Origin of the sequence: Spirillospora sp. NPDC046719 (assembly GCF_040645715.1) — a bacterium.
In the GTDB taxonomy this organism is placed as follows: domain Bacteria; phylum Actinomycetota; class Actinomycetes; order Streptosporangiales; family Streptosporangiaceae; genus Spirillospora.
The window spans coordinates 1-11,737 of sequence record NZ_JBEYYT010000304.1 but is presented as its reverse complement, the minus strand read 5'-3'; the positions used below and the strand labels follow the sequence as shown (position 1 = coordinate 11,737).

Here is an 11,737-nt window from a genome sequence, read left to right as displayed (position 1 = left end):
CGGCGCGGCATCTGAGCCGCGCCGGACGCATAGAGTTTCCGGAGTGGGGGAGAAGACCGGCGTCCCGGCGGAGGGGCGCGGATGAACGACGAACGGCACCGCAGGTCCGCGGCGTCGGCATCGCCGCCGGCACCGCCCCTGCTCAGAGCGGCCGCGGCGTGGTCCTGGCGGCTGATCGCCATCGGCGCGGTCGGCTACGGCCTGGTGTGGATCATCGGCACGCTGAAGATCGTCTTCCTGCCGTGCGCGATCGCGCTGTTCCTGTGCGCGCTGCTGCGCCCGCTCACCGCCCGGCTCGAACGGGCCGGGCTGCCGTCCCTCGCCGCCACCTGGATCACCATGCTGATCGCCCTCGCGGTGCTCGGCGGGATCGGCACGTTCGTCGGGATCCAGGCGAACCAGGAGTTCCCCAAGCTCGCCACCGAGGTGCAGGCCACCGCCCGCTCCCTGCAGCACTGGCTGGAGACCGGCCCGCTGCACGTCAAGCACTCCCAGATCCAGAACTACATCGACCAGGGCATCAACTACCTGGAGAAGCGGCGCGGCAAGCTCGCGAACACCGCGGTGCAGGCGGGCGCGGTCACCGTCGAGGTGCTCGCCGCCATCGTGCTGATGCTGTTCATCACGTTCTTCCTGCTCAAGGACGGCGCCCGGATCTGGGACTGGACGATCGGCGGGACGGGCCGCTACCGCCCCCGCATCGACCGGGCCGGCCGCGCCGCCTGGGAGACGCTGTCGCAGTACGTGCACGGCACCGTCATGGTCGCCGCGATCCACGCCGTCGTGCTGGCGGTCGTGCTGGCCGTCCTCGGCGTCCCGCTGGTCGCGCCGCTCGCCGTGGTGATCTTCCTGGGGAGCTTCATCCCGATCGTCGGGATCCTGGTCGGCGGCGCGCTCGCGGTCGCCGTCGCGTTCGCCGCCAAGGGCGGCCTCATCGCGCTGATCTTCCTCGGCGTGCTGATCATCGAGCACCAGGCCGAGAGCCACCTGCTGCAGCCGCTGCTGGTCGGACGGCTCGTCCGGCTCCACCCGCTCGCCATCATCCTGGCGATCAGCATCGGCGGGATCGTCGGCGGCATCCCCGGCGCGGCCGTCGCGGTGCCGATCGCCGCGGTCGTGTACCGGGCCTGGCCCGCCCTGCGCGACCCGCCCGAGGAACTGCCTCCCGACGTCGCCGCCGCCACCACCGAACCGCCCGGAGGCGACGAGCCCCCCGGAGACGACCGGCCCGCTGGGGGCGACGAGCGCGTCGGGGACGACGAGCGCGCTGGGGGCGACGAGCGCGCTGGGGGCGACGAGCGCGCCGGGGGCGACGAGCGCGAGCGGCCGCCGGAAGGCGAAGACGACGGCGACGGGTCCGGCGGGAAGACGGGCCGCCGGGGACCGGACGACTGACCGCCCGCCCCGACCGGCCGCCCGACCAGCCCTTCCGCCGCGCGCGCCCCTCTCGAATGGCGCGGCGGCGCCCGGGTAGTGCGGCTGCATGGCATTTCCCACGCCCAGGCGGGCCGTCATCCTCCCCGGCCTGGCCGTGGTCGCCGCCGCCACCGACGTCGTGAGCTACCTCGGGCTCGGGCACGTCTTCACCGGGAACATGACGGGGAACACCGCGCTGCTCGGCATCGGCATCGCCACCGGCAAGGCCGGAGCCGCGCTCCGGTCGCTCTGCGCGCTCGGCGCCTTCGTCCTCGGCGCGTCCGCGAGCGGGCTCCTCCCGTCCGGGCGGCGGCTCCTCGCGTCCTGCCTGGCGATCGAGCTGGTGCCGCTGGCCGCCTGGTTCAGCTGGTGGGCGGCGCTCGGCGGACCGGCGCACGGCGCGCCGAGGTTCGGCTTCATCGCGCTCGCCGGCGTGGCGATGGGCCTCCAGGCCGGGGCGGTGACGCGGCTGGGGGTGTCCGGCGTGACGACCGTCTTCATCACGGGCACCATGACGTCGCTCGTCGTCGATCTGAGCGCCCGCCTGCACGGCGCCCGGCTGCGGCGCCAGAGCCGCCTCGGGCACGTCCTCCAAGCGCTCGTCCTCGCGTCCTTCCTGGCCGGTGCGGTGGCCACCGGGTTCACGTCCAACGGAGAAGGCGCCGAGGCGGTGCTCATCCCGCTGGCGATGCTTGCGATCGTGGTCCCGGCGTCGTACGTGCTCCCGCCGGAGGACGAGTCCGCCGCGGACTGACCCGGCGGACGCGATGATTTCCGGCGCCGCCGTACGTCATCACCGTCATGGAATGGAAACTGGAAGTCGTGCCGGTGCCCGTCTCCGACGTGGACCGGGCCAAGGCGTTCTACGGCGAGCAGGTCGGTTTCGCGGTCGACCTCGACCGGACCGTCCCCGGCGGGATGCGGATCGTCCAGCTCACCCCGCCCGGTTCCGGGTGCTCGATCCACCTGGTCACCGGTGGCGCGCCGGGGAGCCTCAGCGGGCTGACCCTGGTCGTCTCCGACGTCGTCGCGGCGCACAAGGAGCTGGCCGGACGGGGCGTGCCGGTCGGCGACGTCGTGCACTTCGACAACGGCGTGCAGGTCAAGGGGCCGGGGACGGAGCCGTGGAGCACGATGGCGTTCTTCGCCGACCCGGACGGCAACGCGTGGGTGGTCCAGGAGCGTCCACGGGGGGCCGGTGGACAGGACGGGGTGTAAGCGAGCAATTATTAGCTGAGCGGCACACCACCCGACATGCGCCGCAGGCGCGGAACACCCTGGGAGGGATCCATGGCGATCGCCATCGGCGAGGAGCATCGCGAACTGGCGCGGACGGCGCGCGCTTTCCTGCGCGACCACGACGCGCGCGCCGCGAACCGCGCGCTGCTGGAGGCCGGCGAGGAGACCCTTCCGGCGTTCTGGAAGGAGTTCGCCGGTCTCGGGCTCCTCGGCCTGCACCTGCCGGAGGAGCACGGCGGCGGCGGGTACGGGCTCCCGGAGCTCGTGGTCGTCGCGGAGGAGATCGGCCGCGCCGCCGCCCCGGGGCCGCTCGTCCCGACCATGGCCGCGTCGGCGGTGATCGCCGCGCGCGGGAGCGACGAGCAGCGCGCGCGGCTGCTGCCGGACCTCGCGTCCGGCGAGGTCCCGGCCGCCCTCGGCCTGGACGGCTCGGTGACCGTGGACGGCGGCACCGCGTCCGGCGAGGCCGTCGTGCTCGGCGGCGGCCTCGCCGGCCTGCTGCTGCTGACCGCCGGCGACGACGTGGTGATCGTCCGGCCGGACGCGGCGGGCGTGACCGTCGAGGTGCCCGCGAACCTCGACCCGTCCCGCCGCGCCGCCCGCGTCCGGCTCGACGGGGCGTCCGTGGAGGTCGTCGCGGGCGCCGCCGCCCACGCCACCGCGATCGCCCGCGCCCTCTACTCCGCCGAGGCCGTCGGCGGCGCGCTGGAGTGCGTCGAGTCGGCCACCGAGTACGCGAAGGTCCGGCAGCAGTTCGGCCGCACGATCGGCACGTTCCAAGCCGTGAAGCACCACTGCGCGAACATGCTGGTGGCCGCCGAGCTGGGCACCGCCGCCGTGTGGGACGCGGCGCGCGCCGCGTCCGGGCCGTCCGACCAGTTCGAGCTGGCCGCCGCGATCGCCGCGACGCTCGCCGTCCCGGCGTTCCTCGACGACTCCGGGCTGAACATCCAGGTGCACGGCGGCATCGGCTTCACCTGGGAGCACGACGCGCACCTGCTGATGCGCCGCGCCGCCGCCATCGAGGCCGTCGTCGACCCGGAGGCCGCCGCCCGCGACGTCACCCGGCTGCTCGCCGCCGGCGTCGTCCGCGCCACCACCCTCGACCTGCCGCCGGAGGCGGAGGCCAAGCGCGCCGAGGTCCGCGAGCTGGCCCGCGAGATCGCCGCGCTGCCCCCCGACGAGCAGCGCCGCCGGCTGATCGAGACCGGCTACGTCCAGCCGCACTGGCCGAAGCCGTGGGGCCTGGAGGCCCCGGCCGGGCTCCAGCTCGTCATCGACGAGGAGTTCAAGGCCGCCGGCGTGAAGCGCCCGCAGTACGGCATCACCAGCTGGAACATCCTCACCATCGTCCAGCACGGCTCCCCGGAGCAGATCGACCGCTGGGTGCGGCCCGCGCTGCTCGGCGAGGAGATCTGGTGCCAGCTGTTCAGCGAGCCGGAGGCCGGGTCGGACGCCGCGTCGGTGCGGACCCGCGCCGTGAAGACCGACGGCGGCTGGATCGTCAACGGCCAGAAGGTGTGGACGAGCGGCGCCCACTACTGCCGCTGGGGCTTCGCGACCGTCCGCACCGACCCCGACGCCCCCAAGCACGCCGGGGTCACCATGATGGTGATCGACATGGAGCACCCGGGCGTCGAGGTCCGCCCGCTCCGCCAGATCACCGGCGACTCCGAGTTCAACGAGGTGTTCCTCGCCGACGTCTTCGTGCCCGACTCCGACGTCGTCGGCGCCCCCAACCAGGGCTGGACGGTCGCGCGCGCCACGCTCGGCAACGAGCGCGTCAGCATCGGCGGCGGCGTCGGCGGCTCCTACCAGCTGCCCGACCTGGTGAAGCTGTGCACCGAGCACCCGGACCGCGTCCCGGCCGGCGCCGAGCGCGTCGGCGCCCACGAGGCCGAGGCGCAGGCGCTGCGCCTGCTCAACCTGCGCAGCGCCGAGCGCGCCGTCGCGGGCGGCGAGCCCGGCCCCGAGGGCAACATCACCAAGCTCGTCCTCGCCGAGCACGGCCACGCGGCCGCCGCCCTGCTGTCCGCGTTCGCCGGGCCCGACCTGGTGTTCTCCGAGGGCCTCGGCATGGTCGCCGGACGGATGCGGCTCGGCTCGCGCGGCATGTCCATCGCGGGCGGCACGTCCGAGATCACCCGCAACCAGATCGCCGAGCGGATCCTCCGCCTGCCCCGCGACCCGCTCATCAAGTGACCGCGGCCCGGGGGTTCCGGCGTCCCGGAACCCCCGGCGCCGTCAGGCGCGCTTGAGGAAGATCGGATTGGTGAGCGCGGCCATCGGGCCCCACACCAGGGCCGGCCCCATCGTGTTGCCCTTGCCCGGGCTGCCGTCGGCCATCGGGTGGCGGACCTCCGCCCGCACGTACGCCGCGAGCGACGTCGTCGTCCGCCACCCCACGGTGCCCTTCCCGGAGGCCGGAAGCGACTCCTGGTGCATCTGGCCCTCGTCGGTGATGAACCGGACGGTGCCGTTCGGCACGCCGGACACCTCCAGCCGCACGTCGACGGGCGCGTCGGCCTTCGCGGTGAGCGTGTCCGCGATGCCCGCCTCCCGCCCTCCGGCGGTCGCGGTGAACGCCAGGTTCACCGCCGACGACTCGGCGATCCAGCTGCGCCCGGCGCGGATCCCGTCCAGGACGGCGCCGGTGCTCAGCTCGTCGGCGTGCACGACGTTGTGCGGCAGGCCGATGACCTGCGGTTCGCTGTGCGCGTCGCTGTTGCCCATCGCGGGCAGCCAGCCCTTGCCCGCGCGCACCGCCTCACCGAGCCTGGCGTCCCAGGTGTCGACAGCGGACTCGTCGTCATACGTCCATGGGCCGTTCCACACCTCGACCGCGTCGGCCTCGTCGTAGCCGAACTTCCACTGGCAGGCGACGTAGGGGCAGTACGGGTGGGCGGGCACGACCGCGCCGCCGGAACGGCGCACCTGCCGGGCGAACCGGGCGAAGCCGTCGTCCCGGGCGCGGTAGCGCCAGTCGATCCACTCCCCGGCGGGCAGGCCGAGCGCCAGCCAGTGGCCGTTGCGGGTGGTGACCTCCTCGCCGGTGATGATGAGCAGGTCGTCCCCGGCGAACTCGCCCCAGACGCCGTGGGACGAGGAGGTGTTGTGGTCGGTGGACACCATGAAGTCGAGCCCCGCCGCTCGCGCCCCCGCCGCCACCTCGGACGGGAGCCGCCGGCCGTCGGAGTGGACGGTGTGCAGGTGCCCGTCGCCCCGATACCAGGCCCGCCCGCGCCCCTTCGCCCTCGCGGGCGGGTACTTCGGCGTGAACGGCGCGCCGTCCCTGCCGTACGTCAGAGTGATCTTGACCTGGTAGTCCATGCCCTGCGGCGCGACCTGGTACGGGCCGAGGACGACGTTCCAGGTCCCGGCCCCGATCGGGCCGGGAAGGTAGCCGGGCGTGGCCTCCGCGGCGCTGATCTCGAACGAGGTCCGGAAACCCCCGGACCAGCCGCGGAAGCCCTTCCCGCCAAGCTTCGTACCGCGCTGGTCGAAGATGCCGATGTCGCAGGAGTTGCCGGGCGTGCCCGCCGGAACCGCCGGCCTGTCGTAGGAGTACTCGACCGCGATCTTCTGCACGCCCTTCGGCACCTCGACGGGCAGGTACACGAAGTCGGCGGCGCCGGTCTCCAGGTGCCCGGTGACGGTACGGCTGACCTCCTCCCCTCCGGGAGGCGCCGCCGCAGCCCGCGCCTGGGGAAAGGAGACGGGGACAAGGGTCAGCGCTGCCCCGGTCGCGGCCGCCATCAGCAGCCGCCGCCGGTCCAGGGTGTGCGCGCCGTCGCCGGCCGGCAGCACAGCGGCGTGCCGCTCGCATCGTCCATCAAGGCACATGGGCATCCTCACTCACCGAGAAGGAAAAACCCCTGCATGCTCGGCCGCCCCGCCGAAGCCCAGATGATCGTCCGATTTCCCGCAGCCGTCGCCGACATGACGAATCCCTCGCTCACGACGGGTCGAGCACCGCGATTGCCCGCACCCCCGCCGACCGGCCGCACTCCCCAGCACCGGCAGAACTGCCGCTTCCTGGAGCGCCGCCGCCGTCAATCATGTGTGGTCGGCGGCGGTCCAGTGGCGACGGATGTGCGGCGCGAGTTCGGCTGCGCGTTCGTGTGGGAAGAAGAGCTTTCCGCCGGTGATCTCGACGACGTCGCGGGCACCCGGGATGGCGTCGTGCAGCCAGCGCGCCCACTTCATGTCGAAGAACTCGTCGTCGGTCGCCCAGGCGATCAAGGTGGGGGCGCGCAGTGCCCGCAGGGCCGGCTCGGCGGCGAGCAGGTCGTCCGGTCCGAGCCGAGCGACCAGGTCCTGGAAGCGTGCGGCGGCCGCCGGGGTTCCCATGACCGGCTGGAGGAACGCGTCGACCAGCTCTGGGGTCAGATACCGCTGGTCCTGGTAGCCGGTGCTGAAGATCGCGCGGGCGGCGGCGGGGTCGGCGACGAGGTCCGGGGCCGCGGCGGCGAGTTGGCCGGCGCGGGCCGCCTCGACGGTGGTCGCCATGGCGGCCGGCGGGATGTTGTCCTGTGTCTCGCAGTTGGTCAGCGTCAGCGTGCGGATCAGTTCGGGGTGGCGGGCGGCGAACACCTGGGCGATCGCGCCACCGGTGTCATGGCCGACGAGGTCCACCTGGTCGAGGGACAGGTGCGCGCAGACGTCCGCGAGGGTGTCGGCGAACGCGCCGACGGTGAGCGGGTGTTCGGGTGCCGCCGGGCTCTGGCCGTGCAGCGGAAGGTCGATGGCGATGCAGCGCCGTGTGTCGGCGAGCAGCGGGATCAGGTCGTGCCAGATGTAGGCGTTGGTGGCCACTCCGTGGACGAAGAGCGCCGCCGGCCCGGTGCCGATCTCCACATGGCTCAGCGTCCCGGACGGGGTGCGCACGGTGTGCCGGTGATCGTCGTATCCGGCCAGGTACATGCTGCCTCCGTGGTCGTAGGGTGAACAGCGACAACCCAGGAAACCGACTGTCGGTCTAGAAGTTATAAACCGACTGTCGGTTTGTCAACGGAGGTAACGCATGGACCGACGCCTTGACCGCGGGCAGGCGACCCGGCAGCGCCTGATCGAGGTGGCCACCGAGCTGTTCGCCGACCGGGGCTACGAGGGCACTTCGATCGAGGCCGTCCTCGAGCGCGCCGGGGTGAGCCGCGGATCGCTGTACCACCACTTCCGGGGCAAGGACCGCCTGTTCGAGGCGGTGGTGGAGGCGGTCCACGCGAAGGTGGGGGAAGCCACCCTCGCCGCCGCCCGGGCGAGCGGGGCGACCGAGGCGCACGGCCTGCTCAAGGCGGCGGAGCTGGCCTGGATCCGGCTCGCGGGCGACGCGGTCGTGCGCCGGATCCTGCTGATCGACGCGCCCACCGTGCTGGGCTGGCGCCGCTGGCGCGCCATCGAGGAGCAGTACGGGCTGGGGATGCTCAAAGCCGTCCTACAGGAGGCCGCCGACGCCGGACGCGTTCCGGCGCAGCTCGTCGAACCGTTCGCGCACATCCTGCTGGCCGCCGGCAACGAGATGGCGTTGGTCATCGCCTTGGCCGACGACATAGCGGCCGCTCAGAACACCGCGGAGATCGCCGTCGAGGAGTTTCTCAATCGCCTCTTGCAGCCGACCGAACCAAGTGAGCCTCCGGCCAGACCTTCCACATCCGGCTCCGCCAAGACCACATCGGCGCCAGGCCAGAGCCAGGAATGACCTCGGCGGAGCATACCGAGCCGGTGGCCGACAGGGGCGATCGCCATTTGACCCGCGACCACCCCACCCAATTGTGGGGCGACGGCATCACCGAACACCCGGCCCGGTCAACGCGATCTTCGAGTACCGCCAACGGCGGGTGGTGGAGCCCGGTCGGCTGCCGTCGACGGGCTCGGCCCGGTTCTTGCCGCCGATCACCGCTCGGCGCACCGCCAAAGCCGTACCGCCTCCGGACGGTCATCAGCGTGGCGCTCTGTACCTGCGGATAGGCCGGTGTCACTGTCCAGATCCGAATCGGCTGCTGGATGATCTGCCCGCGATCCGAGGCTGATCAGCGAGGGGTGAGCGCCAGCCGGGCGGCGAAACCGACCAAGACGCTTCCGGTGAGAGCTTCGAGAACACGGCGAACCGCCGAACGCCGGAGCGCGTCCTTGGCCTTGTCGATAACCAGGCTGTAGAGAGCCAGCCAGACGAAGGTCAGCAGGCAGAACAGCAAGCCGTAGGCGAGCATCGCGGCCAGTGCCCCGCCGTCCACGGGGGCGAACTGAGGCAGCAGGCTCATAAAGAACGCCGCCATCTTCGGATTGGCGAGGTCGTTGATCAGCCCCTGGCGCAGTGCCCGTCCCGCCGAGAGCCGCGACCGTCCATCCTGCCGCTCCCCACCATGCCTCTGGCCACGCCAGGCCCTCCACAACGATTGCCCTCCCAGCCAGAGCAGGTAAGCCGTACCGGCGATCTTCAAAGCCCAAAAGGCCGGCTGGGAGGCGTGGACGAGGCCGGCCAGGCCGAGCGCGGCGGCAACCGTCCAGGCCGCCTGGCCGAGGGAAACCCCCGCAGCGGTCCAGACGCCCGCACGGCACCCGCCGCCCACGGCGTTACGAACGGTCAGGGCGGTGTCGGGGCCCGGGAGTGCAGATCACCGCGACCGACAACCCCACGAAAGCGATCAGCTGGGTGAGCATCTTCCAAGTATCGAGTGCGAGTGAGCCGATTCAGAAGGTGGACTGCGCCGGCGGTGTTCGAGGCTCTGGGCCGCCCGGACGCTGACGGAGTCGATGGCGCACTGCGACCAGTCCAGTTCGCCGGCCGCGCCCAGTTCGTCCAGGATGATGCGGTGCAGCTTGGCCCATACCGCGCCTCGGGCCACTCGGTGAACCGGCGGTGCACCGTCTGCCAGGACGCACCGAAGATCGGCGGGAGTTGCCTTCAGGTGCGGCCAGTGCTCGCCACGAACACGATCGCGGCCAGCACGTTGCGGTCGTCGGCCCGGCGCCGTCCGCCGCCCTGCGGCCGGGCCGACGCAGGTGGCGCCGCCCGCTGGAACAGCTCCCACAACTCGTCGGGAACCAGTCGCTCGTTGAAGCTCGCCACGACCGAGCCATGTCTCTGCAAAGCATCCATTGGCGTAAGAGCAGCTACAGCACCTCCAGCGGTAACTGCATCGAACTGGCGCGGCTGTCGTGGCGCAAAAGCACACGCAGTGGCGCGAACGGCGGAGACTGCGTTGAGCTGGCGGATGCGGCCGGGGCGGTGGTGGACGCGGTGGAGGTGCGGGACAGCAAGGACCCGGACGAGCCGTTCTGTTGGTCACCCGCGCTGCCTCGCGCGGTGCGGTGAACTGCGCCCGAGCGATCCTCAACCGTCTTCCGCATCCCCGCAAGGCTGAGTCGCGGCGGGCCGTCCGCCTCATGCCTCCGGTCGGCCCGCTGTGCACCACGGAGGGCGTGCGTCGCCTTGCTGTGATGGTCTGGACCCTGCCTTCGGACGCTGGATGGCTTTCGGTGCGAGCCCGGATCGTGACAACCGCGTTCCTGCGCTGGCACTGGAGCCACGCCCCCGAAAAGCGCCCACGGGAGTAGAACAGCTACCGGCGCTACATCGGCGTTGCCGGGTGCCGGTGTGGCGTTGGACGTGATCGTTATGCGGCCCAGTCGAGGGCCGAACCGGGTGGCCCGATGCTGCCCGGTGGCCCGGCCCGGGTTGCGGGTCGGGCGTCGGCTGGTGGCAGGAGCCGGTAGACGTAGCGCCCGTCCTGATCCTTGGTGATGTGGATCTGGTCGGGGTTGGTGTGTTTGAAGCGGTTGTGCCATCCGCAGGTGAGTGCGAGTTGGTCGATGTCGGTGGGGCTGTTGCCGAGTGCCCATCCGTGGACGTGGTCGATCTCGCACAGCGTCCCGGGCACTTCGCAGCCTCGTACCGCGCAGGAGGAGTACAGCGTCTCTAGCACCTGTCGTTGTGCTGCGCTGGCGAATCGTTCGCGGTAGCCGAGGTAGAGCGGGGTGTTTCCGCGTCCGAGCAGGAGGGGTGAGACTCCGGCGGCCAGGGCGATGCGGCGGGCCTGGGCGGCGGGGATCGGGGTGCCGTCGGTGAGGCGGGCCGGGGCGTTGCCTCCGGTGAGCGTCTCCAGGTCGCAGATGACGGTGACCTTGGACGCCTTGTGTCCACCCGAGAGCACGCTGGACAGCGCTGCTGCGGTGCGTTCGGCGAGGTCGCGGCGGTCGTCAGGTCCGGCCGGCTTGGCCAGCGGAGCGAGGGTGCCGTCCCAGATCGCGGCGTCTTCGGGGTTCAGCCAGCCCTTGACGTAGCGGCCGCCGTCCAGTGAACGCGTGGTCGTGAGCCAGGACTTGTCATAGCCGCGTTTGGTGTCCTCGTCGGGGGCGTCTTCGGTGTCGTCGCGTTCGGCGATGAGGTCGCGGATGCGGCGGCCGAACGCTGCGACCTTCCCGGCTGAGAAGCCTTGGTCGACGAAGCCCAGCAGCGTCGTCTCTGCCTCAGCGCAGTCGGTGTCATCCAGGCGGGCGACCGAGTCGGCGATGGTGGTGGCGTAGCCGTAGGACAGTTCCCCGGCTGCGAGCTGTGTGCAGACTTCCGGTAGGCGGTGGCGTTGCCGGGCGAGGGTGAGGCGCTCTTTGGCGCGGCTGTCGCGCATGCCGGGTCGAGATCGCAGCCATGCCTGGGTGGAGGGATATCCCCACCGGGCTGGTTCTCCGGTGGCGTCGACTCGGCCGATGAATCCGGCGAGCGCACTTTCCTGCATATCGGACGCGGTCACAAGTGTTTCGGTGAGTTCTAGGCACGCGGCCGCTGATTCGGGGGCTTCTCGCGATGCGAGTTCAGTGGCGATGGTTGAGAGCGCGTTCACCAGTTCCATGGTGGACGCGTTCTCAAGTTCGACCGTCACTGATTGCATACGTAAATAGTACCCTGTGTGACCGACATTCGAGGCCGTTCGAGGCTGTTCGGGTCACATTCTTCTCGGTATTTTTTGGGCGGGAAAGGCAGCCCGGGTCTCGTAGCCTGTTGCCGCTTTTTGCGCCTCGCGCAAGGGAGGCTTCGTCCCTGACGGAAGGGGGTGGTGGGGTGGCGCGACCCGGGGGCGGGGCA

The 11,737-nt window shown here is 71.7% G+C and carries 9 protein-coding genes and 2 pseudogenes; 6 read left to right on the top strand and 5 right to left on the bottom strand.

What is annotated here, in order from left to right; genetic code table 11:
- Window positions 1-81: 81 nt before the first annotated feature.
- From ABZ914_RS35945 to ABZ914_RS35930, 4 genes are all read left to right on the top strand, one after another.
- Entirely contained in the window at window positions 82-1,395 is a 1,314-nt protein-coding gene (locus ABZ914_RS35945; protein WP_500198742.1) for an AI-2E family transporter, read from the top strand.
- A gap of 88 nt (window positions 1,396-1,483) precedes the next feature.
- Entirely contained in the window at window positions 1,484-2,170 is a 687-nt protein-coding gene (locus tag ABZ914_RS35940; protein WP_500198741.1) for a YoaK family protein, read from the top strand.
- A 47-nt stretch (window positions 2,171-2,217) separates the two neighbouring features.
- Window positions 2,218-2,634, top strand: a complete 417-nt coding sequence (locus ABZ914_RS35935; RefSeq protein WP_500198738.1) for a VOC family protein — start codon at window positions 2,218-2,220, stop codon at window positions 2,632-2,634.
- 72 nt (window positions 2,635-2,706) lie between these two features.
- Window positions 2,707-4,857: an acyl-CoA dehydrogenase family protein gene (locus tag ABZ914_RS35930; RefSeq protein ID WP_500198736.1), complete on the top strand. Its 2,151-nt coding sequence runs from the start codon at window positions 2,707-2,709 to the stop codon at window positions 4,855-4,857.
- Window positions 4,858-4,899: 42 nt separating this feature from the next.
- On the opposite strand, the gene ABZ914_RS35925 is transcribed toward ABZ914_RS35930, so the two are convergent.
- Window positions 4,900-6,498, bottom strand: coding sequence for a CehA/McbA family metallohydrolase (locus ABZ914_RS35925; RefSeq protein ID WP_500198735.1), 1,599 nt, complete (start codon window positions 6,496-6,498; stop codon window positions 4,900-4,902).
- Between the two features lie 213 nt (window positions 6,499-6,711).
- Entirely contained in the window at window positions 6,712-7,578 is an 867-nt protein-coding gene (locus tag ABZ914_RS35920; protein WP_500198733.1) for an alpha/beta fold hydrolase, read from the bottom strand.
- A gap of 100 nt (window positions 7,579-7,678) precedes the next feature.
- On the opposite strand from ABZ914_RS35920, the gene ABZ914_RS35915 reads away from it, so the two are divergent.
- Window positions 7,679-8,353 (top strand): TetR family C-terminal domain-containing protein, encoded by a 675-nt coding sequence (locus tag ABZ914_RS35915; protein WP_500198731.1) that lies wholly within the window; start codon window positions 7,679-7,681, stop codon window positions 8,351-8,353.
- 331 nt (window positions 8,354-8,684) lie between these two features.
- Here the strand turns inward: ABZ914_RS35915 and ABZ914_RS35910 are convergent.
- Window positions 8,685-9,254: pseudogene (locus ABZ914_RS35910) on the bottom strand (LysE family translocator); the annotation flags it as partial.
- Window positions 9,255-9,386: 132 nt separating this feature from the next.
- Window positions 9,387-9,754 (bottom strand): annotated as a pseudogene (locus ABZ914_RS35905) (transposase); the annotation flags it as partial.
- On the opposite strand from ABZ914_RS35905, the gene ABZ914_RS35900 reads away from it, so the two are divergent.
- A complete protein-coding gene (locus ABZ914_RS35900) occupies window positions 9,734-9,970 on the top strand; it encodes a DUF397 domain-containing protein (RefSeq protein WP_500198728.1) in 237 nt (78 codons plus the stop codon). The pseudogene ABZ914_RS35905 and the gene ABZ914_RS35900 overlap by 21 nt on opposite strands.
- A gap of 301 nt (window positions 9,971-10,271) precedes the next feature.
- Here ABZ914_RS35900 and ABZ914_RS35895 read toward each other — a convergent pair whose 3' ends face one another.
- Window positions 10,272-11,543, bottom strand: coding sequence for an HNH endonuclease signature motif containing protein (locus ABZ914_RS35895; protein ID WP_500198727.1), 1,272 nt, complete (start codon window positions 11,541-11,543; stop codon window positions 10,272-10,274).
- Window positions 11,544-11,737 lie beyond the last annotated feature (194 nt).